We start from the raw sequence: 25,488 nt of genomic DNA on the forward strand, positions 1-25,488 counted from the left end.
GGGGAACTATATTTTGATATATATTTTCCGTTTGTATAGCTGATATCCGATGCACCAGTTGATGGCAATGAATATCAGGGCATACGCCAAAGAACCACCGGTTTCACCAAACAGAGGGACAAGGGTGGTCTTATACAAAAATCCGTGTATGCTGATACTGCCTCCGTTCCACGGAAAACTGATGCATCCGAAAAGAATGCTGAGCACGCCGCCCAATACATACATGAACAATGGGTTCACTCCGAAGGATTCGAAGAACATGCTCCATCTCTTGTATCCTTTCACGTCGATAATCCAGATCAGCAGTGCCAGGAAGCTGGATGCCAATCCGCAGGTAACGAGTACAAACGTCGGCGACCAGATTTTTTTGCTGATGGGGCATCCGTAACTCAGCAGAAAACCTGCAAAAGTAAGGATAGTACCGGCAAGGAACAGTTTGATAAGGTGTGAGTCAAGCACGTTAGTACGGTCTCCCTTGGCGCTTTGGCTGTCTCCCAGCATCATACGTCCTACACAGAAGCCCAGCAATACATGGGCAATGGCAGGGATGGTGCTCAAGATTCCTTCCGGGTCAATTCCGTTGTCTTTGTACATGTGTGCGGGAGTCAGGACAGCACGGTCAACAATAGAAAGTATATTTGTTTCATTGTAGGCGAATCCATTTCCGCCCAACAGCAAAATGAAATAGCCTATTAATAAGGTGGCAATGAGATAGGGGATATTCTTATGCTTCATGGTCAAGGCGATGATGGACGTTGCTCCATAACACAGTGCCAGACGTTGCATGACGCCCAGGATACGCATACGGTCAAAAGTCCATACAGATGCCCATAGGTTTTCACCAAAGCCCAGATTGTCCGGAGCAGAACTCCAATAATAGCAGAACCGTGAAAACCAGCCGATAGCCATTCCTATAAGGAAGATTATGACGGTACGTTTCAGTATTTTCAAGGCAGCGGCATGGCTGAACTCAAAATTGTATTTCTTCAAGGAAATATAGGTAGAGATTCCCATGATAAACATGAAGAAAGGGAAAACGAGGTCGGTAGGAGTCAGTCCAATCCATTGTGCATGTGCCAGGGGAGCATAAATGTGAGCCCACGACCCTGGGTTGTTTACCATAATCATTCCTGCAATGGTGATACCCCGGAGGATATCAAGGGCAAGAATACGTTTGCTTGTTTTTTGACTGTTCATAGCGTTATGTGTGTTAAGTTTAATTGTGAAATATGAATCGTTCCCAATCCTTTATTCCTTGTCCCTCATTTTAGGCTTGGTACATTGATCAACAAGATATGCTATAGATACGTAAGGGATGCCGGCATTGGTAGTCAGTCCGATTTCACAGGTACGGCTGTTGGAATAACCGATACTTATTCCGGCAGCCTCTATCTGTGGACGCAGTTTGCGCAAGGCATAAGCGTTCAGTTCGGGATAGGTAAAGCCCCGGTCACCTGCAAAACCACAACAACCTACTTCTTCGGGTATGAGGACGTGGGTAGAGCAGAGGTGTGCCAGTTCTATGAGCGTATTTGCCAGTCCCATTTTCCGCATGGAACAAGTGATGTGAATGGCAACGGGACGGTCTGTCTGTGTGAATACCAGCTTGTCTTTCAAGAAGGTATAGATGAACTCTGCGGGTTCATAAAGTTTCATTTTCTTGATGGTTTCACGCATACGGTGCAAACACGGACTTTGATCGCAGAGAACAGGATATCTGCCTTGTTCACTGGCTTCCCAAAGGGCTGCTTCCAGTTCTGCGGACTTGCGGTCGGCAATGTCCGGCATGCCTTTGCTTTCCCAGATGGTACCGCAGCAGAGGCTTTCCATGTTGGCTGGAAAAATTACTTCGTAACCGGCTTTTTGCAGCAGGGAGACCATCTTGTTGACCAATGGTTGTTCTACGGGAGATTTTTTGGGTAATCCCATGGTCTGGTTAATGCAGCTGGGAAAATAGACTACAGCCTCTTTCCCCTTGCCCTCTCCCCGATAGGGAAGGGAGCAAGGGGGAAGAGGCTTCGGCATGGCCGGAGTCCATAAAGGTACCCCTAATGCATTATGCATGCCTTTGGCAATATTGCTCATTGCTTTCGTTCCCAAAATGGAATGTCCGAAATTGGCCAAGCCTAATATGGGCCGCAAAGAACTTTTAATACCGGCAAAATGATTGGCGGCAAAATTACCGGCTTTATATCCCAGACTACCTTTAGGCAGCGCCCTCTGGCGGATCATGTGGGTAAGGTCACCGGTATTGATTCCCATCGGGCAGGACATGGAGCAGAGGCCGTCTCCGGCACAGGTCTGGTTTCCGGGATATTTGTATTGCTTTTCCAATAAAGCAAGGCGTTCCGGCTCCTTGCCGCTTTGCCTCAAGCGGGAGATTTCACGCTGCAGAACGATACGTTGGCGCGAAGAAAGTGTAAATCCGCAAGAGAGGCAATTTACCTCACAGAACCCGCATTCGATGCACTTGTCTTCTGTCCCCCCTCGTAGCTCGTCCCTTGTAGCTAATAAAGGTAGCGGCTTGAAGTTTTTGATATGGCACTGGGGGTCATCATTGAAGATGACACCGGGATTCAATAAACCCTTGGGGTCGAAGAGCGATTTGACAGCTTTCATGACCTCGAATGCCGCTTCTCCCCATTCATAGCGTACGAAAGGAGCCATGTTGCGTCCCGTACCATGCTCGGCTTTCAACGAACCGTCATATTTGTCCACTACCAATGTCTTGACAGCGTTCATCAGGTCCTCATAGCGTTTTACTTCTTCATCACTGCCAAAAGACTGGTTGATGATGAAGTGATAATTCCCTTCCAAGGCATGTCCGTAGATGCAGGCATCGTCATATCCATGACGGGCGATGAGCTGTTGGAGTTCCACCGTAGCTTCGGGCAGGTTCTCGATATGGAAAGCGATATCCTCGATGAGGCAAGTTGTTCCCGGCTTGCGGGTACCGCCTACCGAAGGGAAAATACCGGAACGGATGGCCCAATATTGGGAGTATTCTTCCGGCTTGTCGGTAAAATGTACCGGGATATAGGTGTGGAAAGCGCGTAATACGCTTTCGATGGTGGTAATGTTCCGGTGCAGTTCTTCCGGTGTACGGGCTTTTGTTTCTGTCAGTACGGCAGTCAGACCGCTTTCGTCGCCGGGTTCCACTCCTGGGAGGATGGAAGATGCCACTTCACCTTTGTAACGCAGGAAAATGGGGTCGTTGACGGAGGCCAATGATTTCCAGTCGAGCAGTTCGGCGCCCTTTACGGTCCATTCGCCGGTTTCGTTGGTCACGTTCTTCAGGGCAACTACCGCACGGCAAGCTTCTTTGATGGTTTTGAAGTAAAGCATGGCGCTCGCCTTGCACGGATAATCATATTCTGTTTTCATGGTAACTTCTGAAAGGAAGGCCAAGGTACCTTCCGAGCCGACCATGAGATGGGCTATGATATCAAACGGGTCATCAAACCGGACGAAAGGCAGAAGGTTCAGTCCGGTTACATTCTTGATGGAATATTTATAGCGGATACGTTCCGCCAGCTTTTCGTCGGCGCGTACTTGGTCGCGCAGTTCGCAGATGCGGCGGATAAAATCGCGGTGTGTTACTTCAAAGGATGCGCGGCTTACCGGACAACCGGTATCCAATACAGTACCGTCTGCCAATACGATGCGGACGGACAGAAGTACTTTGTCGCTGTTGGCATGTGTGCCGCAGTTCATTCCGGAAGCATTGTTCATGACGATGCCGCCCACCATCGCACTCTTTACAGAGGCCGGGTCCGGTGCGAACTTACGGCCGTAGGGAGCGAGTATTTCGTTGACGCGTTGTCCGATGATGCCTGGTTGGAGGGTAATTTGCTCATGATCGGAAGACAAGGTATATTTTTCCCAATGTTTACCGGCTACAATAAGGATAGAATCACTGATGGCTTGCCCCGACAAACTGGTCCCTGCTGCCCGGAAGGTGACGGGCAGCCCGTGGCGGCTCGCCAGTTTCAGCAGTTGTGAAATTTCATCCTCGTTTTTCGAACGGATTACAATTCGGGGAATCAGGCGGTAGAAACCTGCATCTGTTCCCCAAGCCAGCCGGCGAAGTTCGTCGGTATAAATTCTTTCTTGCGGAATGAATGGACGTGCTTCCTGTAGGAAAGCCATGTAACTGCGCTCTTTCATATCTGTTTTTTTACTATCGTATCATTTCTCTTCAAAGTGGACTATAAACGGGTCTGATGGGGAGGTACCCTCTGTATTGTCGCTATTTCTCCTCTTTGTTCGTCTGTAAAACTATTTATATAAATAATACTTCTTCGACAACTTACGGAAGTCTTCAGCATCTTTATACCAGTAGTCGCGTATGTCCTCCCAGCGATTCCGCTTTGAGAAACGTTCGCGTATCTGCCGCGAACCGCTTACCTTGTCGAACATGTTGAAACGTCCCTTGTCGGCATGGCCAAATACGGCGCGGTCAGGATAGAGGGCAGCGACTTCCTGCATTACCAGGAATTGCAGGTCGCTCAACGGCGCTTTGCCGAAGTCCATGATGTGCACTTGCACACCTTGCAGCAATTCGCCTTTGCCTACACTGTAGAACGGTTTCAAGTACATCGGCCTGAATATGACTCCCGGAACTTTCAAACTGTTCAGGTTTCTGGCAAGTTTTTCTGCTTCTACCCATTCGGCGGCGAACATCTGGAACGGAATGGTGTAACCGACACCGATGGACATATAGCCCAATTCACCCAGAATACCGCTGACGGGATAAAAGAATGCCGAGTGGGGATGTGGAATGTGGGGTGAAGAAGGTACCCACTGCAGTCCGGTCTGAGTATAGTCCATTTTACGCTTCCAACCTTTCATTTTGACGATCTGCAAGTTGCATTGTTCTCCATCCTTCAACATCTTTTCACCGTTCAGCATCAATGCTAACTCACCGCAAGTGAGCCCGTAAAGGTACGGAATTTTAAATTGGCTGACAAAAGAAATGCAATCATCTTCGACCAGGTTGCCTTCAATTTTCAGTCCGCCTACGGGGTTGGGACGATCCAGTACGATGAACTCCTTGCCGTTCTCGGCAGCGGCTTCCATGGCAAGCCCCATGGTACTGATGTAGGTAAATGAACGGCAGCCGATGTCCTGGATGTCATAGACCAATACGTCAATGTCTTTCAGCATATCGGGAGTGGCTTTGCGGGTTTTTCCGTAAAGTGAATAGACAGGAAGCCCGGTTGAGGCATCTTTTATGTCTGTCACATGGTCTCCGGCATGTACGTCACCGCGTACACCATGTTCCGGTCCGTAAAGTGCAACAAGGTTCACATTCGGTGCTTCATGCAGGATGTCGATCGTTGATTTCATCTGATTGTCCACGCCTGTAGGATTGGTAATCAATCCTACCCGTTTGCCTTCCAGGCATTTGAAGCTCTGCTCTTTCAGTACTTCGATGCCGGTCTTGATTCTTATTTTTTGAGCCTGTGCCACACTTGCGCAAAGCAGGCAGAGCAGGGATAGTATAATAATCTTTTTCATTACTAATCATTAATCATTAAATATTCATCCCTAATCACTTTTTCCCATATTGCGGGTCTATCCTTCTGTCTGCAAAAATGGTGACGATAATTGTAGCGAAACAGCATATCATTACCAGCCAGAAGAAGTCGGTATATCCGATAGCTTCTTGAATATACCCTGCAAACATGCCCGGAATCATCATGCTCAGTGCCATGAATGCGGTACAGATGGCGTAGTGGGATGTTTTGAATTCACCCTCGGAGAAGTACATCATGTAGAGCATGTAGGCAGTGAAGCCAAAGCCGTAACCGAACTGCTCGATGGCGATGGCGGTGGAGATGGCAAACAGGTTATCGGGCTGGACAATGGCAAGATAGACAAATGTCAGGCATGGCAGCGTCATACATCCTGCCATCCACCAGATGGATTTTTTCAACCCGATGCGCGATGCGAACAGTCCTCCCAGAATACCGCCCAAGGTGAGGAATATGACTCCGATGGTACCATATACGATACCTACTTCTGCGGTAGAGAGTTCCAGACCTCCCGATTCCTTGGAAGCTACAAGGAAAGGCATGCACATCTTAATGAGGAATGCTTCCGGCAGGCGGTAGAGCAGCATGAATACGATAGCCAGCAATGCACCCGGTTTGGTGAAATAGGTGGCGAATGTTCGTCCGAACTCTCTGAAGATGGCTCCTGCGGTGGCGGCATCGGCTGCCAGTGTTGACTTGTCCGAAGTTGGTTTGGGGACTGCAAAGAGATGATAGAATGTCACCAGGCTGAACAGAACGGCTGTAACCAGCATCGTGATAGTCCATGACAGCGGAATGTTCTCGGTTCTCAGTTCGATGGCACCGGCAATGGCTACGAGCACTCCTTGTCCGAAGATGGAGGCAAGCCGGTAGAAAGTGCTTCGGATACCCACGAAGGCTGCCTGGTCACTCTGTTTCAGTGCCAGCATGTAGAAGCCGTCAGCGGCAATGTCGTGTGTGGCAGAGGCGAAAGCCGTGATGATGAACAGCATCAGTGTGATGCTGAACATACTGATGGGAGTTGTTCCGGCAGCCATAGTCGCCTCGTCCGGTCGTGGAATGGACAGCGTCAGCAGGATGAATGCCACGGACATCAGAATCTGCATGGAAAGGGTCCACCATCTTTTGGTCTTGATGATGTCGACAAACGGGCTCCAGAAAGGTTTGATGGTCCAGGGCAGATAGAGCAGGCTTGTAAACAAGGCCATCTCTCCGTTCGGTACGCCCATCTTGGTAAACATCATTACGGAGATGTTGTTTACGATGAAATACGGAATGCCTTGTGCAAAGTACAGGGTAGGTACCCATGCCCATGGCGATATGTTTTTTGTATGGTTCATGATATTGGTTTATTTGTCTGTTAGTTTACTCGTACAGTTTGTCGATGTTGGCACCTATATAGTAGTGTAGCAGTATTGCATCATATTTATATCCTTGCTCGCCCATCACGGCTGCGCCTATCTGGCAAAGTCCCACGCCATGGCCCCAACCGGCTCCGGTGAGGATAAAACGCCCGGGAATGCCTTCGGGAGAAATATCTTCCTTATCGACTACAAAGGCAGAGCTGTAGAGGTGGGAGGGAGATAGTGTACGGCGAATTTCCAATTCTTTTCCGATAGTGAGTGTTCTTTGGCTACCCACGATTTTCAGTTTCCATAGGCGTGCGGATGTTCCGCGGGCTACGGGAATAAGATCGATAATTTGTCCGTAATCGATGCCGGAACGTTCCTTTATCAACTTGGAAAGTTCATCTTGGGTATATTCCACTTTCCAACGGTAGAAGTCTGTCGTCTCTTGGTCATAGTTGTTGAGTACTTGAGAGAGGATTTTCTTGTCAGTAGTATTGCAGAAAGCTTTCGGTGAGGTACGTATCCAACGGTCGGCCTCTACCTCCCGGGTAAGGTCGGGCAGTGTCCCGTTATCTGCTTTCCCGTTTTCCGTCCGGTAGTCCCTTTGTTTGGCAAGATAGGGATATTTGATATCTTCCCAGCAATATTGGAATTCTTCGAAGGCGCCGCCGCAACATTTGGAGAAGCGGGCGTCACAAATCTTGCCGTCCGATGTCAATACTTGTCCGCGCGTGGCTGCAATGGCCTGTTTCACGATATCCGTGGAGGCACGGGTGATGCCTTGGTAACGTTGGCAATGATCATCGGCACAGACGTCAAAACGGGTATGGTCTTCTCTGTCATACCAACGGATCAGTTCTTCTTCGGTCTGTGTGAAAGCCGAGTAATCGGCATGAGTTTCCGTGATTTCCTTATTCTTCTGTATTTGGGCGAGTAGCCAGCTGCGGGATATCACTGCATGGGCCTTCAGCAATTCCAAAGATGCGGTAGCACTCATCTCCGAAGAAATTACGCTGGTCAGGTAATCTTCCACGCGGATGACATTGATACCGGTGAGCTTGCCGTTTTCAACAATAATCTTCAAGGCACCGAGGAAACGCTGGTCCTCTTTGCGTTCCCAATGGAAGTTGATTCCGATGGTTACGTCCAATAGTTCAAAGGCATCTGTCTGCTCATGCCGGGGTTCGAACAGGAGTTCTTCATAACGGCGTCCGTTCCAGAGTATCTTACCCTCATCGTAGGTAACCACTTGTTTGCCGCTTATTTCCGTACCGTCTATCAGATATGTATTTAGTAAAACGAACTCAATCTGAGGTTCAAATAAGATACCTACATGTACTTTGGGCTCTTTCATAACGATATTCAAGTTTTTAGATTTGTTCTTTAATGTGTTGTCTGAGTTGCTGGAAGTCGGATGCGGAAAGGCAGACTTCACTGAGAATCTGTGCAATATCTCCGGCAGTAATTTTCAGAAAATCCTTTTCTACGGGAGTGATAAAGACACCGCCCAAATCCACGGAGGCAGGACTGCTCAACAGGTTTGCATCGCCTTCGGCCGTATAGCATGCGGGGCGGTGTTTTGCACGCGGGAATATGAAGACAACCCATTTGCCGGTTTCATACATGGCGAGTACATTCATCATAGGCTCTTCCTCACCGGGTTTTACGGGAAGCGAACGGTAAATGAGGCCGAACAGTTTTTCGGCTGTATCCTTACCGGATGATTCGATGACCAACGTAGCACGCGGTGCGTCATCCAGATACCAGAGTGAGGCGTCCTTGTAATCGGCGATCTTACCTGCGATCTGGCTTCTCCAAGCTTTCTCGATTGGCATGAATCCTTTATTCCCGGCTTGGAAATGGGCATGGTCGGGAGCGGAGGCACCGCATTTCGGACCGTTGTAGAAAATGGTGTATTCAGAGAGCGCCTGTGCCAGGTCGAGCATATCGCTGAAGCGTACGGCAATACGCTGGTCCACGTGCTCCGTTTCCGGTATCGTCAGATGGCGGGGGAAGATGGGGAACGGGTTTACCAGTATATTGTAGTGACCTTCAAACGGGATCCCTTTCTGTACGGGGGGTAAGTTTGCCGGACACAAAAAGCATTTCCGTTCCCGGATGGACTTGGCATCTACCTTAGCTCCGGAAGAGACAATGCGGGCAGGATTGAACTGTACCTTATAAGGAATACCGTTCACATCCAGTTCCTTTACCTGTACCCCGGAGAGAGCGGCATAATTGTTGCGTGCCGTCTCCCAGGAAGACAGTTGTTCGGTCAGAAGATTGTTTATCATTCGATTCATTCTGTTTATTTACAATTTATTCCCTACGGCCATGACATATCCTTTATCTTTGGCACGATAGGTACGTTGGCAATTTACGATATGCGGAAGTTACTTCTGCCGGTTCAGCGTAACCCGTGCTCGTAACTCCCAAGTGCGGATGCGGTCTTTGTATAAGTTGTGACCGTTCATCTTTACGATGTCAAGGGACGCATCCGAATTGTCATCCCAGCGGCGGCAGAGATATACAACGTCATATACACGGCCGATCTGGTATTGGCGGGAAAAATTCAATCCTAAGGCATAATCCTCACCGTAACTGGTGTTGGGCACTTTGATTTCACGGAGCACCGGTGTGTAAAACGCGCGGGGAGCGCCCAGGCCATTGATGCGTAATGCATTGTTGCGTCCGTTTTCGGGTGTCCATTCCTTATGGTCAATGATGCCCGGAGCAATCATGTTCATATTGAAGTCTGTCATCATGTAGGTACCTACCACCATGGCACAGTTTTGTTCATAGAAAGCACGTACCATGATGCTTAGGGTGTTTTCATCTTTGTATACATCGTCGCTGTCCAGTTGCACGGCAAACTTGCCGCACTTGGGATGGTGTACGCCCATGTTCCAGCAACCGCCGATTCCGAGGTCGTTTCGTTCGGGAATAAGATGGATGAGGCGTTTGTCATCTTTGAATTCATCGATGGCCTCGGTGGTGCCGTCTGTGGAATGGTTGTCAATGATGATGAGGTTGTACTTGAAATCGGTTTTCTGGTTCAGTACGGATCTGATGGCGTCGCGGATGGTGCGGATGCGGTTTCGTACCGGGATGATGACGGAGGCTTCATACTCAAAATTGCCTGCCGAGAATTCTATCTGCTTGAATTCCGGTTCCAGGTATCCGCCGATTTCTTTCAGATGCTCGGTGCAGGCTTTTTCCATCTCAATCTGGCGGTCACGGTTTCTGGGATCGACGTAATCGAATATTTTCTCACCGCTTTTGCGGTTGTCGTTCTCTATTTCACTGTAAAGGTATTCATTGATATGCACCAATTCTGATAGTTGGCTCAGTTTCAAGCGTAAGTCGTAAAGACCGGCGAAGTGATACTCTGACTTCATCTTTCCGGCGGCTTCTTTTAGTTTTTTAGTATTGAACAAGAGTACGGAGCCGAAGTTGAAGTCATCTCTCAATGAACCGAATTGATAGTCGATGACCGGGGCGTTGCTCTGTTTGCCGTCAGCTATCTGGTAATGGTCGGCATACACCATGCCGGCTTTGGAGTCTTCCAGAATGTGTATCATGCGTTCCAGAGCAAACATACCCATTTCAAGCGTGGTCTCTTTGGTGTAGAGCAAGGCATAGTCAGCTTCGGCAGCGTGTGCCATCGTCTGTATCATCATGCTGCTGAAAGGATATTCCGTTCTTATGATTTTACAGCCGGGCAGTTCTTCGGGGTTAGCGTCTGTGGTTATCAAAAAGACCTCCTTTACGAGTCCTGTAGCCTGCAATCCTGCGACAGTTTTTTCTACTTCTTCTTTTCCTGCATAAGGAAGAAAGCAACTGATTTTCTTCATAATGTATTTTCTTTTAATTTCTGATTCTTATTTTTTAGTTTTCAAAAGTCCCACTTCACCGCTTGTTGCCGTGAAAAGGAGTTCATGTCCGTTCAGCGGGACTACAGTGCTGATGAGTGAGTTTCCTATCTTGTGTTTCCACAGCACCTTGCCTGTTTTCCCTTCCAGTGCGAAGATAAGGCCTTCTTTGGTACTGCCAAACATGATACCTTCTTTTTCTGCCTGCATGGAAGGTGCGTGTTCATAACCGAATCCTACATTCGATGCCCACAGTTCCCGGGGAGTGTCCTCCAGGGTGGAATAGCAGACGATGCTGTCATTCATTGTTTTGCTGTAAACACGCTCGTGGTCTTCGGATAAGCCGATGGTTTCACGTACCATGGACTGGAAGGTGCGCCATACCGTATTTCCCGTTTGGATGTCAATGGCGGTCATGGCACGCTGCGGATCTGTAATAAATACTTTTCCGTTGGCTGCTACCGGCCATACGGCAGCAGGCGAAAAGTGCATACGGGTCAGTCCACCGGTCCATTTCCACAATTCTTTGCCGTCAGTTTTGTTCAATGCATATAAGGTATTGTCCCATGCACCGAAGATAACCTTGTCTTCTGTAACGAGCGGTTTGGTTTCGATATAGCCTTTAATGCCTGTATAAACCCAGATAACCTTGCCTGTGTGTATGTCTATGGCGCGGAAAGTATGGTCGCTTGCGCCGATATAGGCAATGCGGTTCTCAATGGTGACGGCTCCTAGCACTGGTTCCGCAGCCTCAACTTTCCATAGCTGGCTTCCGTCTTTGGCACTTAATCCATAGATATGGCGGTCGGCAGAGCCGAATACGACGATGCCTTCACTCGCGGCAGGAGTACCTACGATACGCTTGCCGGATTGGAAACTCCATAACTTCTTCCCATTTTTCAAGGTGTAAGCTGTCAGGCATCCCAAGTCATCGCCGACAAATACCTTGTCTTTCTCTACGGCAGGCGAGCAGTAGATACCTGCACCGGTCTGTACTGTCCATTGTTCTTTTACCTTGGGAAATTCCTTATTTACGGAGAAGTCCGGATATTTTTCTGCCTTGCCGTTACGGTCGTAATAAGACCGGGTCAAGGAAAAGGCGGCCCATTTCTTTGGGGGTTCCCCGATACGTTGTGTATAGACCCGGATAGAATCTTGGGTTACTTCGTAAATGCCATAACCAGGCTTGCCTTCTTTATCACGCAGGTTGCTGCGCATCAGAATGCCCGGAATGCCGTCGTAACGCAGATTGCGGTTGCTGTGGTAGTGTCCGCCGATGAACAGGCGTACATTGTAGGGGCGTACGGCATCCGTTACGTCATACCAATTGTCTACATCACCCTCCTGCATGGGATAGTGGGTGGCAAGTATCACGGGTTTGCCCCGTTTGGGGTTACCTTGGTTAAACGCGTCCATGCTTTCCTTCATCCAGTTGATGTCTTGCGGTACTACATGGCCATAGGCCATACGCATCAGCGGTCCTGAATTGAAACCGAGAAATAAAATGCCTTTGTGCTCGAACTTAAAACGGTCACCCCCGAAGATCTCGCTGAAAGCGGTACAGCCTGAATCGCTCCATTTGGTTTCGTGATTGCCGAGGGCAATGTAGTAGGGCATCTTCAACAGGTCGAGACACGTCTTCAGTTTCTCCATTGTGGTGCGATCTCCTTCTTCGGTGACATCACCGGTGATTAGCACGAAGTCGAGGCTGTCGGTAGCATTGAGCTGCGCCACACTGCGTAGTAAATCCTCCGTGGGGTTTGCATTCCTTGGGCTCAGGTGCAGATCCGTGAGCTGTGCAAACCGGAATGTTTCTTGCTGTGCCTGCATCCCGAGGGGAAGCAGGCACGTAAGCAGGATGAGAAAGAATTGTCTTCGGTTCATAGATGATAATTGTTTTTATTGATGATGTTGTCTTTGTTAATGATAAAAATTGCCTTTGTGAATGCCTGTCATTCGTTCTCGTTAAAGAACGTCAATACAGCTTTCATCAGAGCTTCTCTTTCAGATTCGGTGCGTATGGACTCAAAGGGGAATCCTAATACGCACGTCTTGTACGCGCCGCGGTAGGCTATGCCCGCACTCAGATTATTTTCCGAATAACGCATTACCGTGTAGGCTTCCTTGCCTGCGGGCTCAATGGCATCCGGAGATTCTACCACATAGGAGTCCGGATTCAATTCATTGTGGTAAGAATAGTCTCCGGTAAGGACAGCGAACGGGGAAGCCACGCTTTTAACTTTGCCCATTGTGGCTGCCTGGCCTGTACGCCATTTGTATTTTAATACTTCTGTGGCGAATTTCTTGTCGGAGTCTTCTGCTTTGGCAAGGCGGTTGTCCCACAAGTCGGTTCCGACGTATGAACCCGATATGAAGATATTTCCGCCTTGGCTGCAGTAGGCTGCAATGGCATCCTGCATCGGCTTACTGAATGTCTTGAACTCCAAAGGCATAATACCGCCTCTGCCCATTTTGGTCTGACACTCTTTGCCTAAAATAAAATCGACATATTTGTAGTCGTTCAAATCGACTTGCCCGTTTTCTACAGCTTCGTCACTGCCGGATACGAAGGAGTAGCCAGCTTTCAGGATAGCTGCACCATGCACGGCAGGGTAATCAAAAGTGTTGCCGGCAATGACCTGGCTTTCATAATTTCCGTAACTGTCTCCGAAACCGGAAGCGTCATCGTCCATCCAAGGGATGGAACGGCGGAATTCTTTCATCTTGCCAATGTAACTGATATCCTTGATGTAAGGTACTCCATGGTCCAGATCATCTAAGAAGCCTGCAAGCAAAGTATCCGCGGGAGCGGCGGCAACGAAATCGGCAGGTGCGCTGATACGGTCAAATCCGTTTATCACCAATACCGTACCTTGGGAATTGAAGGCACGTCCGGCGGACAGGATCTCGGACGGGAAGCTTTCACCGCCTTTATTGACGGCCGTGACTTTGTAACTGCATACCACTCCTGAAGGAAGAACAGTGCGATAACAGTTTTTATCTACCAATACGCCATTGTCAAAGTCCCCGTCTCCGATACGGGTATATACAATGTACTTTTCGGCTGTGGCGGTCGGCTCGAGAGGGTCGGTGACCGGTTGCCACGTCAGTTCAACTTCATTCTCACTTGCCATGCGTAATGACATCCGGTTGACCGGGAGAGGCTGGACTATGTAGTCCATATTGTATTGTGAGCAGAGGAACTGTAACATTCCTTTGTAAATGGCACGGCTTACGGTAAAGCGGAAACGGGGATCCAGACCGTAACGCATGTCTGCAAAGTTCTGGTGGGATAGTAATTCCAGCAACATGGTCGGTACGCATGGAACACGTGCCTCGTAATAAGATTGGTTCCACTTGCCCCGGCGGGTCCAGTCCGGCTCGTGAAGTGCGCGGATATCACGTACGATATTGGATTGGATCAGATCTGTCAGATCATGTGAGAGGTAACGTGATGCTCCGTTGGAGAATACTCCATTGCAAGCATTGGTATGGTAGATGCCGAGTGTTCCTATGATGGAGTCATTCAGTGTGGTACCGGCGTCCGAGTGGAATGCGAAAGCCATGTCTACAGGAATATTCAGACCTTTTTCTGTAGGATTGGCGGAAGAACCGCCGGCGAGGTAATTCACCCAAATGCCACGGCATTTATAGTCATCCGTATAGTCGTTCTTTCCTTGGCTTTCTGAATATACGCTGTCCGGTATGCCCGCCCATTGCAGCCAGTAACGTGCCGCTTCGCAGAAGCGGGGATAACCACTTGTCTCGTACGGATAATCGACTTCCGGCATTTCTTTGTGCACGATGGCGGCGTTTGCATCCAAACTTTTTATGTTCTCCGTAACTCCGGCGTCAGATAGGCGCCGGGCTATATTTCCCATGCCTCCACCTATTTTTACGGCATCTGCGGTTACTGTTTGTCCGGCTTTGGCCGAACGGTTGCTTAGAGTGACTTTGCATGTCTTGTTTTTTCCTGCATCAAAGCCAAAGGTACCGAGATAAATCCAAGTACCGCCACCCATTTGTTGATTTACCTTGAACCGGGTAGCACCGCCTTTATGATAAACGGTGTAAAGGGCATCGTCCGTACTGTTCGGAAGGGTCTGGTAAGATACATATACGGCATACCGGCCTGTGGAGGGAATTTCCGGAATCCATTCAGCCGTACTTTCTTTTCCTTTCTTGATAGTCTCAATGGTGCGGAAGGTACCTTCCTTGAATGGGTTCTCAAAGTCGATGTATTGATTCCGCAGATGGGCAAAACCTTTCCCGTTTCCTTGTGTCCACGCTTTGTCGGCTATATTTTCCGTATAGACGGAACGGCTGTTGAGATTGCCGTCGTTGTCCACGATCACTTCTACTGTCTGACAGTCGCGTTCACGGGGAAGCAGTACATTGGCGCCTGCATTTTCCAGCATCGGCACGAGGAAGGGGAGTACATAACTTTGTGTGTATAAGTCCTCCACCGTTTGGAAGATGCGTGCACGTTGCCATTCCCAGCGTGTCAGTTTCGGCTCGTAGTAGAAGCCATGGCTTTGCCACAATGCGATATGCCGGTCCCGTAATCCATTGGCGGGAGTATAGGGGGCGGAAAGGTTCGTTGTCAGGGGGGTGCCGGCACCAGGGTTGAATGTTTTTGCTTTTTTGTCTTTTTTACTGCGTAGAGCTTGAGGGATAAGTTCCTCGATGCTGCGTTTGTTCGTACGGATTTGCAGGTGGTATTTGGCAAACTCGGCAGGAAGTAGGGCATTTACACCTGTGTAGATTTCGGCAACATTCTTTTCCCGGAAAGGAATATAGGCACAGTTCATGTTGGCGAACAGTTGCAGGGTATTGCCGATAATGGCTACAGAGTCAATCTTTATACGTCCTACAGAAATTTCTTTTTTGGCGGTGGCATCCAAAAATCTTCCGATTTCCTGACGGACTTCCGTCGGAAGCTCTTGCGCGCCTCCCATTTGGGGGAAGAGGGAGGCGGCGAGCAGACTAAGTAAGAAATGACGTCTTACATTCATGATGATGCATTAAGTTAATTGTTCTTTTTGTCTTTTTTTATTAGCAGGCAGAGTCCGATAAACGTGAACAGTGCGTTGAATATCAGAAGCTCGTAGCTGAATTGGTAGCCTCCGAACCAAGTTACAGAATTCTTTTGAAGAATGTAGCAGAACACAGGAGAGGCAATGGCTACCAGAGGGATGTACTTGTCACGGACTTGTTGTTTCATGAAGATTCCGAACGCAAACAAGCCAAGTATAGGACCATAAGTGTAACTTGCCAGAATATAAACTGCGTCAATTACACTGGTATTATTGAGCAGGTTGAAAACGAAGATGGTGATGCCCATGATTACTGCCATTCCGACGTGTACTCTCTTGCGGATTTTAACGACTTCTTCTTCTGCCTTTCCCTTTGTTCCAAGAATATCGACGGTAAAGGAGGTGGTCAGCGCAGTCAGTGCGGAACCGGCGGCGGAGTAAGCGGAAGAAATCAGCCCTATAATGAACAAGATACCTACGATAGCGGGAAAATACGTGCCTGTGGCTATCAGCGGGAAGAGCTCGTCTCCTTTGGCTACCTCAATCTGCTGATTGGCGGCAAAGATGTAGAGCAGTACGCCCAGCATCAGAAAAAGCAGGATGACAAAGAATTGTGAGATAACACTGGTTATCATGTTTTTCTGTGAATCCTTGAAGTTTTTGCAACTCAGGTTGCGTTGCATCATGTCCTGGTCTAGCCCCGTCATGGCAATCATGGTGAAAGCACCCGCCAAGAATTGCTTGAAGAAGTATTGCTTGCTGTTTACATCATCGAAGAAGAAGATGCGTGACATGTCGCTGTCTGCGATAGTGCTTACCATACTGGTGAATGACAAATTCAGGTCGGATGCGATATAACCTATGCAGAGTACAACGGACACCACCAGGCAGAATGTTTTTAAGGAGTCTGTCCATATCAGGGATTTGACTCCGCCACGGAAAGTATAGAGCCAGACCAGAGCCACTGTGATGGCTACATTCAGAATGAAAGGAAGGCCGAAAGGCTCAAAAACCAATAGTTGCAGGGTCAGGCATACAAGGAACAGGCGTACAGCGGCACCGAGCATTTTAGATATGAAGAAGAACCAGGCTCCCGTACGGTAAGAAGACATGCCGAAACGGTTTTCCAAGTATTCATAGATGGATACCAAGTTCATCCGGTAAAACAAAGGTACCAGGACGAAAGCAATGATAAGCTGTCCGGCTATGAATCCCAGTACCATTTGCAGATAGCCGAAACCGCTGACAGCCACCATACCGGGTACAGACACATAGGTTACTCCCGAAATGGCGGAGCCGATCATGGCAAAGGCCACGACATACCAGGATGATTTACGGTTACCTACAAAGAATCCTTCGTTATCTGCTTTTCTGCCTGCAATATAGGATATGGTAAATAATATCGCGAAGTAGGCGGCGATGGTAATGATGACAGAGAGTGGGCTCATGGTTTTATTTACGGTTTAATGATTTACGATTTGATGATTATTCTTCGTAGAGCAAATAGGGCTTGCGTTGTACCTTGAATTTCTCTACATCGTCTTTCCACATTGCTTTTATCTCATCGGCGCTTTTGCCCGCTTCTATCATTTTGCGTACATAATCCGTACCTACCAATAGTTCGAAGAAAGAACGGAAGAAGTGGTCGCCCATATTCAGATTCCTGTATGCATCGATAACATAGCTCAAATCTATACCGCGTTTCCGGATTTCTTCATCGCTCATGTTGCTGAGGTTTACGCCGTGGCAAAGTTTATTGAGTTGGGGAGGGTTCTTGGCTCCCGGAATGCTGCGTGGGGTGAAACTGTAGCTGTAACCTGTCATATTGGGATGGCCATATACTTGGAACGGAAGGTCTGTACCTCTGCCCAAACTGACCGGGGTGGCTTCGAAATAGCAGGTTGACGGATACAGATAGATGGACTTCATGTTCGGCAAGTTAGGAGATGGGGGAATCGGCAACTTGTACAGGGTCTGATGTGTATAGTTCTTGCAAGGAATCACTGTCAAGTCGCATACGCGTGAAGCGGGTAACCAACGTTCGCCATTGACCATTAAGGCGAGTTCTCCTAAAGTCATGCCGTGTACAATGGGGATAGGCAGCCAGCCTACTCCGGATTTGTATTTCATGTCGAGAATCGGGCCGTCCACATAATACCCGTTCGGATTGGGACGGTCTAGAACCAATACCTTTCGGTTATATTCTGCACAGGCATCCATCAGTCTGCACATGGAGGCATAATAAGTATAGAATCTCAGTCCCACGTCTTGTATATCTACAATCAGAATGTCGAACTTGCGCATGGAAGTTTCACTGGGCTTTCCTAATTTGCCGTCATAAAGAGAGAGGATGGGCACGCCGGTCTTTTTGTCAACAGAACTGGATACGTGTTCGCCTGCATCCGCATCACCGCGGAAACCATGTTCCGGTGAAAAGATGGCTACTACGTTGAATTTGTTTTCCAATAGGATGTCCAGCAGATGCTTGTCTCCTATCATTCCTGTGTGGTTGGAGAAAATGGCGATTCGTTTGCCTTTTAGGATGGGAAAATACTCGGCGGTTTGTTCATCGCCTAAAATAATCCGTTCTTTTTGTGCCTGACACAGGAAAGAACTACATAGCATAATAGCTAAAAGCAGCAGTTTCTTCATAATAGTATTATATAAGGAGGATGTTACCTGCAACAAAGATAGACTTTATTTTAATATCAAAAACACTTATTTGGTAATTTTTAGTATTATCAATCTTAATTTGCAAACTGTGGCGCTTATACTTTACTTAATAGAGCGGGAAGGCTGTCCCCACTGTTCTCACCCTTGTTTTCTGTGTTCTTCATTCATGAATGATTGATGATTTTGATATTAATCAATAGGTTTCTCTAAAACAGGATAAGAGAATGGTGAGAGAAGAAAGAACTGTATCTATCTCATATCTTAATTGTTGCCTACCATAGGTATTTCGTTGTTTGGAGGTTCATAGTTCTTTATATTATCTCTTTATTATTCTTAACTGTCAGTTCTTGCGGAACTATATCCAACTCGGTATATAAGGTTTGCCACATTGTTTATTGTACATCATATTCTTTATGAAAAAATACGATAGAACGTAGGTGTCATGGAACTACGGAAAAAAGAAAACCAGATAAGAAAAATTCCGTGACTAAAATGTTTTTTTCGCAAATACACCTTGGGGAGATTAAAAAAAACTATATATTTGTATTCAATTCTAAAACTAATTATCTATGAAACTAATTGCAGAAAGTGGTTCTACGAGAACAGAATGGGCTTTGGTTGAAGACAACCACCTCATACAGCGTGTCTTCACTGAGGGGCTTAATCCGTTTTTTCAAACTCGGAGAGAAATTAGTAGAAGTGTGCGATTAGGATTACCAGAGATTTTCTTTAAGAAGAAACTTGAACAAGTGTATTATTATGGTGCAGGTTGTACTTCTTACGAAAAAAAGAATGTATTGGGAGCCTCTTTGGTAGCACAGTTTAAAACGCCTATTCAAGTAGAAAGTGACCTTTTAGCTGCAGCCCGTGGCCTATTCAAATGCGAGTCCGGTATTGCTTGTATTTTGGGAACAGGCTCTAATTCTTGTTTTTATGACGGGAAAATAGTAGTAAAGAACGTAAAGGCAGGAGGTTATATTTTGGGTGATGAAGGTAGCGGTGCGGTTCTTGGCAAACTTTTTCTATCAGATGTCCTAAAAGGATTGGCTCCCAAAGAAATAATGACTGACTTCTTCGAAAAATTCCGTATAAACTCAAATGAGGTGATGGAATCTGTTTATAATCGCCCATTCCCCAATCGTTTCTTGGGTACTTTATCTTATTTCTTGGCGGACTACGTTAATGATAATTATGTATTCGATTTGATAACAAATAATTTAAGGAATTTCTTTACCCGAAATGTTTGTCAATATGACTATAAGAATTACCCGATTCGTTTTGTCGGTTCATTGGCATATAGCTATGCTGACATGCTGCGTGAGGTTGCCCATGAATTTGGTATTGAATTAGATGTTATTGAAGAAACCCCAATGAATGGTTTGATTGAATTCCATTCTTTAAATATTGAAGAACCTTAAATACTTAATATAATTAAGGTATAGATTGCTCATATTGCAAAACTTTAATTATAAACTTAAAAAGATGCAAATGAGTGTTCATGATATTAAATAAAAACATATCTTTGCTAAGTCGAAAGGAATGAATTATTTCCATACTGTTTTGACACCTTTGTTAATAACAAGTTTTATCTCTTAAATCAACTAACAAAGTTGATAACTGGAAAAAGTTTATTTTTAATAAATACATACTTAGTTCCGCAAGGACTTGGTAAAAAGAGAAAAAAAGAGATATAATATATAAAGTTGTGAACCTTTAAACAGAGAAAATGCCTATGGACTAATGAAAAACTGATAAAGGAATGGTTATACTGTTCCACGTTATTTTTACCCTTATCTTAAATTTTATAAAAGCTATTTTTTATTAACAAAATCATCAATCATTTATGAATGAAGATCGCAAAAGATGGGAACTGGCTGGTGGCAAGTTCCTCACTGCGGTAGCGATAAGTGCATTATTCTTATGTAATAATAATGCAATGGCTGCCCCAACTGCTTTAGGTAGTTCTTTAGGAATTACGGAACAGTTACAAAACCAAAGTGTATCGGGGATTGTAACGGACGCTAATGGTGACCCTGTTATTGGCGCCAGTATTGTGGAAAAAGGTACTGCCAATGGTTGTATTACTGATGTGGATGGCCGGTTTACCTTGGATGTAAAGCCAGGTGCTGTTTTAAAAATCTCATTTGTCGGATTTCAAACTTCAGAACTTAAAGCAACTCGGAGTATGCGGGTGGTTTTGAAAGAAGACAGCGAATTGTTGGATGAAGTTGTAGTTGTGGGTTATGGCTCACAGAAAAAGGTTAACTTGACCGGTGCGGTGGCCAATGTGGATGTTCAGGAAGCTATTGCAAGCCGTCCTGTGACAGATATCGCAAAAGCTTTGCAAGGCATTACTCCGGGTTTGAGCATTACAACGAATGTAGGTGGTATTGGTGTGGATTCTAATATCAAACTGCGTGGTGCTACCGGTTCCTTGAGCGCTACGGAAGGAACAAGCCCGTTGATTCTGGTAGATAACGTGGAGGTTCCCAGTTTGAGTTTGGTGAATCCGGATGATATAGCCAGTATCTCGGTACTGAAGGATGCTGCTTCTGCATCTATTTATGGTACTCGTGCGGCTTGGGGCGTGGTTTTAATAACTACAAAAACGGGCAAGAAAAATGATAAACCGCGCGTTAGTTACTCCAACAACTTCTCGTGGAGTACTCCGACTGTAATGCCGCAAGTGGCTAAGAGTTATGAAGGAGCACAGGCTATGTTGCTTGCAGCTAAAAGAAATGGGGCTTCAACAGTTAGTTCCATAGGCTACAATGTTGATGAGTTGGCTGTAGAGAAAATGAGAGAATGGTATGATACCTATGGAGGCATGTCACAAGATGAGCTGGGTGAAATGCAGTTAGGCAGAGACTTTGAAGAGCGTGGTGGCAAGTATTATTTCTATCGTCAATTTGACCCGCTGGATATGTTTATGAAAGATTGGACTCCTCAACAAAAGCATAATCTTTCTGTCAGTGGCGGTAGTGATAAGACAACCTATAATATCAGTTTGGGTTACTTGAACCAGAAAGGTATTCTGAAAGTTAATACGGACGAGTATGATCGCTATAACTTCAATGCCAATGTCAATACACAAATTCGTGACTGGTGGTCTGTCAGGGCAAATGTAATGTTTTCCCGTTCCACGAAATCAGAACCGTATCAATACACGAGCGGTTATACGGACGTTTGGTATTATCTGTTGCGTTGGCCTTCTTTCTATCCCTACGCTGATTATCAAGGAACACCTTTCCGTTCAGCTATGACTGAAATTTCTCAGGCTAATCGTGAAAGTTTGACTAACAACTTTACACGTGTGAATTTAGGAACTACTATCAATCCGATTAAGGATTTGGCTATTAATTTTGATTATACCTTTGCTTTGCTCAATGATTATCAGAAACGTAACGGTGGTGAAGTCAGTGGTTGGGATATGTTCAATAGTAGTAATCCTTTGACTTATAATTCAAGTTTCTATGGTGCTACCCATAACCGGGTGGTTGAACGTAGCCGATATACGATGTCCAATACTTTCAAGGCTTATGCTACTTATGAAAAGGTTTTTGCGCAAAAGCATAATTTGAAGGTAATGGTGGGTATGGATGCCGAGACCCGTGAAAAGATAGGGCATAGTTCAGATCGTCGCACATTGGTGAACTTTGATAAGCCGGAAATTAATCTGGCTATTGGAGATCAGTATGTAGATGGTACTACTTATCATAATGATTTTGCAGCGGCTGGTTTCTTCGGGCGTGTCAACTATGACTATATGGGAAAATACCTTCTTGAGGTCAATGCACGTTATGACGGCTCTTCTAAATTCCCTTCGGGAGACCAATGGGCTTTGTTCCCTTCGGTTTCTGCAGGATGGCGTTTGAGTGAGGAGGCTTTCATGAAATGGGCAAAACCAGTACTTTCAGATTTTAAAGTACGTGGCTCTTGGGGTACGATTGGTAACCAAGACGTGGCTGCCAATTCCTTCCTTTCTGTAATGTCTGTGAACAAATCTTCCGGATGGGTGATAGATGGCAAACAGATGCCTTATATCGGTGTTCCCTCCGTCGTTTCTCCGTCGTTGACCTGGGAACGTGTTACCACTATTGACGTGGGTTTTGACGCTCGTTTTTTCAATAACGCACTGGGTGTTAGTTTTGACTGGTATCAGCGTACTACCTCTGATATGCACTCGCCCGGTGAAACTTTGCCTTCGACTTTCGGAAGCACGACGATGCCTAAGGTAAACTCCGGAGAGTTGCAGGGACGTGGATTTGAATTGGCAATAGATTATAATAAGCAATTTGCGTGTGGACTCGGCTTGACGGCGCGTGCAACATTGTCCAAGATTCGTGAAAAAATCACGAAGTACAATAATCCGAACAAGAATATTTATGGTAATTATGAAGGCAAGATTATCGGTGAAATCTGGGGGTATGAAACAGACCGTTTGTTCCAATATGAAGATTGTTATCAGGATGCGGATGGAAAGTGGTTTATTGACACTAATAAAGTTCCTTCACAGGCATTGTATGAAACTGGAGCATTTAAATATGGCCCGGGTGATGTGAAATACAAGGATTTGGATGGTGACGGTGAAATTACTTATGGTGAACAGACCCTGGAAGATCATGGCGACTTGAAGCGTATTGGCAATACCTTGCCTAATTTTGAATATGGTTTCTCTGTCGCATTGACGTATAAGGATTTTGACTTCAGTACTTTCTTCCAAGGTATCGGATCAAGAGATGTATGGGCTGTCGGCCAGACTGGTATTCCGGGATTTATGCCGGGTGAAGGTTGGTTGGAACATCAGATGGATTATTGGACTCCGGAAAATACGGATGCATTCTATCCTACGCCCACTTCCCATTCTTGGATAAACAACGGCCAGAACTTCTTGCGTCAGACCCGTTATTTGCAGAACATGTCCTATCTGCGTTGTAAGAATATTACATTGGGTTATACAGTTCCGGAAAAATGGATGAAAGCCATGACTTTCACAAGTGGCCGTATCTATGTCAGCGCAGAAAATGTATTTGAATTCGACCATACCAATATTCCGGTTGACCCAGAAACAACAGAGAAAGCGGCTGCCTCTAATGGTGAGTACAAATTTGGAAAGAGCTATCCATTTATGAGAACAATTTCATTTGGTGTTCAACTTACATTCTAATAAAATTATGAAAACAAAGATATTTGCAGTTTTAGCATTGGCCGCCGGTCTTTCTTCCTGCTCGGACTTTTTGGATCGTCCGCCTATGGACCAGATAGAGAATAGTGCGGATTTTTATAACAGTGAGAACAATATCCGTTCTACAATATATGGTTGGTATGACATTTATTTTGCTGGTTATGAGAGTGGTTGGGTGAAATCAGACTTTTTTGATGGCACTAATGTTGCCAATTGGGTGGATGATCTGGCACAAAAAGAAGCTACTTTCTTTACCAATACAGCTCCTGCCACTGGTGGAAATTGGTCTTTTGCAAATGTCCGCCGTATTAATCTTGTATGTGACGGACTTGAAGGCTCAACTCTGCCCGAAGAGGTGAAGAAGCACTGGATGGGTGTAGCACGGTTCTTCCGTGGCATGGAATATGCTCGTTTGGTGCGTATGTTTGGTGATGTTCCATATTATGACCATGTGGTAGATAATACAGATGAAAAGGCCCTTTATAAAGGTAGGGATTCCAGAAGTCTGGTTATGGACAAGGTATTGGACGACTTGGAATTTGCAGCTGTAAACGTAAGAGAGTCTGATGGAACCGACGGTCTTTGTGTAAACCGTCATGTGGTAAATGCTTTTGAGTCCCGTATTATGTTGTTTGAGGGGACTTGGCAAAAATATCGTGAAAAAAACACTGAACTGGCCAAGAAGTATTTGGAAGCTGCGAAGACAGCCGCCAATAGGGTCATGAGTACTCAGAAATATCAAATCTCAAGTGATTATAAAGCATTGACAATTTCACTTGATTTGGGCAATAACCCTGAGATGATATTGTATCGTTCTTATGTAGAGGGGATTCTGACTCATGCCGAAATGTCATGGCAGTCAGAGCAAACATTGGGTAACGGGCCTTCTAAAGATTTGGTTGATAGTTACTTGACTAATAATGGACTACCGATTCATCAAGAAGGAAATACTGCATTTAAAGGTGATAAAGTTTTCAAAGATGAAATGGCTAATCGGGATCCGCGCTTGGCGGCTAATATTGACTCTGAAGGGGTACGACTGAATGGTATTGCCGGTGCTGTATATGGTATTGGCGGTTATTTCGGTACTCGTTTTATTAATGAAGATTTGTTCAATACTGCGGCCGGGCAAAGTAATACCAATACTACCGATGCACCTATCATGAAATTGAATGAAGTGCTGCTGAACTATTTGGAAGCTGCCGCAGAATTGCATGATATGGGAGCTTACACTTTGTCACAGAATGATCTGGATATTACCATTAATGAAATCCGTAAGAGAGCTTCTGTAAATATGCCTTCTGTAACACTAAGTGGAAATAACTTTAGTGTAAAAGGAGTGGTTATCAATGATCCGGACCGTGATTTGGGTAATCCGGAGATAGCGGGTGATTACGAAGTGTCTCCTATCCTTTGGGAAGTACGTCGTGAAAGACGCATTGAGTTGGTGTACGAGGGTATTCGCTTCGATGATATCCGCCGTTGGGGTAAGTTGCATTATGCAGATATGAAGATCAATAAAAAGTTGAACTTGGGCGCATGGTTGGATAAAGATGCTTATTTGAAAGAATACAACCAGGCCAACGGAACTTCATACACCATTGATGATTTGAAAGACGTCGTTTTGGACCGTGAAGGTAATGCCGGCTATATCAAACCTATCCAGGCCGCTTCATTGTTACGTGCTTATGGAGAAAAAGATTATCTCTATCCTATTCCGACAGGACAGATATCTTTGTATAAGAGTAAGAGCGAACAATTAGGAGATCCCTCTATTAAATTAGAGCAGAATCCGGGCTGGTAATTTTCCGGAATCATGCAATAAAAAAGAAGGGT

General features: G+C 46.1%; 14 protein-coding genes. 3 read left to right on the top strand and 11 right to left on the bottom strand.

Translation table 11 applies throughout. The features are described from left to right. Positions 1–6 precede the first annotated feature (6 nt). From HMPREF9446_RS14620 to HMPREF9446_RS14670, 11 genes are all read right to left on the bottom strand, one after another. Positions 7–1,197, bottom strand: coding sequence for an acyltransferase family protein (locus HMPREF9446_RS14620; protein ID WP_009126497.1), 1,191 nt, complete (start codon positions 1,195–1,197; stop codon positions 7–9). Positions 1,198–1,248: 51 nt separating this feature from the next. Further along, on the bottom strand, positions 1,249–4,167 hold the full coding sequence (locus tag HMPREF9446_RS14625) for an FAD-binding and (Fe-S)-binding domain-containing protein (RefSeq protein WP_009126498.1): 2,919 nt from the start codon (positions 4,165–4,167) through the stop codon (positions 1,249–1,251). A 111-nt stretch (positions 4,168–4,278) separates the two neighbouring features. After that, positions 4,279–5,520 (bottom strand): exo-beta-N-acetylmuramidase NamZ family protein, encoded by a 1,242-nt coding sequence (locus tag HMPREF9446_RS14630; protein WP_009126499.1) that lies wholly within the window; start codon positions 5,518–5,520, stop codon positions 4,279–4,281. 34 nt (positions 5,521–5,554) lie between these two features. Next, positions 5,555–6,877 (bottom strand): MFS transporter, encoded by a 1,323-nt coding sequence (locus tag HMPREF9446_RS14635; RefSeq protein WP_009126500.1) that lies wholly within the window; start codon positions 6,875–6,877, stop codon positions 5,555–5,557. A 25-nt stretch (positions 6,878–6,902) separates the two neighbouring features. Further along, positions 6,903–8,240 (bottom strand): SpoIID/LytB domain-containing protein, encoded by a 1,338-nt coding sequence (locus HMPREF9446_RS14640; protein WP_009126501.1) that lies wholly within the window; start codon positions 8,238–8,240, stop codon positions 6,903–6,905. 16 nt (positions 8,241–8,256) lie between these two features. Next, positions 8,257–9,189, bottom strand: coding sequence for a DUF4922 domain-containing protein (locus HMPREF9446_RS14645; RefSeq protein WP_039969700.1), 933 nt, complete (start codon positions 9,187–9,189; stop codon positions 8,257–8,259). A gap of 90 nt (positions 9,190–9,279) precedes the next feature. After that, the gene (locus tag HMPREF9446_RS14650) at positions 9,280–10,740 is read right to left on the bottom strand and encodes a glycosyltransferase family 2 protein (protein WP_009126503.1); all 1,461 of its coding nucleotides are present in this window, start codon (positions 10,738–10,740) and stop codon (positions 9,280–9,282) included. Between the two features lie 27 nt (positions 10,741–10,767). Next, entirely contained in the window at positions 10,768–12,642 is a 1,875-nt protein-coding gene (locus HMPREF9446_RS14655) for an outer membrane protein assembly factor BamB family protein (protein ID WP_009126504.1), read from the bottom strand. 68 nt (positions 12,643–12,710) lie between these two features. After that, positions 12,711–15,773, bottom strand: a complete 3,063-nt coding sequence (locus tag HMPREF9446_RS14660; RefSeq protein WP_009126505.1) for a golvesin C-terminal-like domain-containing protein — start codon at positions 15,771–15,773, stop codon at positions 12,711–12,713. Positions 15,774–15,787: 14 nt separating this feature from the next. After that, a complete protein-coding gene (locus HMPREF9446_RS14665; protein WP_009126506.1) occupies positions 15,788–17,242 on the bottom strand; it encodes a sodium:solute symporter in 1,455 nt (484 codons plus the stop codon). A gap of 37 nt (positions 17,243–17,279) precedes the next feature. Further along, the gene (locus tag HMPREF9446_RS14670; protein WP_009126507.1) at positions 17,280–18,446 is read right to left on the bottom strand and encodes an exo-beta-N-acetylmuramidase NamZ family protein; all 1,167 of its coding nucleotides are present in this window, start codon (positions 18,444–18,446) and stop codon (positions 17,280–17,282) included. Positions 18,447–19,036: 590 nt separating this feature from the next. Here HMPREF9446_RS14670 and HMPREF9446_RS14675 point away from each other — a divergent pair. From HMPREF9446_RS14675 to HMPREF9446_RS14685, 3 genes are all read left to right on the top strand, one after another. Then, on the top strand, positions 19,037–19,885 hold the full coding sequence (locus HMPREF9446_RS14675) for a hypothetical protein (RefSeq protein WP_009126508.1): 849 nt from the start codon (positions 19,037–19,039) through the stop codon (positions 19,883–19,885). 425 nt (positions 19,886–20,310) lie between these two features. Further along, on the top strand, positions 20,311–23,634 hold the full coding sequence (locus HMPREF9446_RS14680; RefSeq protein ID WP_009126510.1) for a SusC/RagA family TonB-linked outer membrane protein: 3,324 nt from the start codon (positions 20,311–20,313) through the stop codon (positions 23,632–23,634). Positions 23,635–23,641: 7 nt separating this feature from the next. Beyond that, on the top strand, positions 23,642–25,456 hold the full coding sequence (locus HMPREF9446_RS14685; RefSeq protein WP_009126511.1) for a RagB/SusD family nutrient uptake outer membrane protein: 1,815 nt from the start codon (positions 23,642–23,644) through the stop codon (positions 25,454–25,456). Positions 25,457–25,488 lie beyond the last annotated feature (32 nt).

The sequence above is a fragment of the Bacteroides fluxus YIT 12057 genome, from assembly GCF_000195635.1.
Classification (GTDB): Bacteria; Bacteroidota; Bacteroidia; order Bacteroidales; family Bacteroidaceae; genus Bacteroides; species Bacteroides fluxus.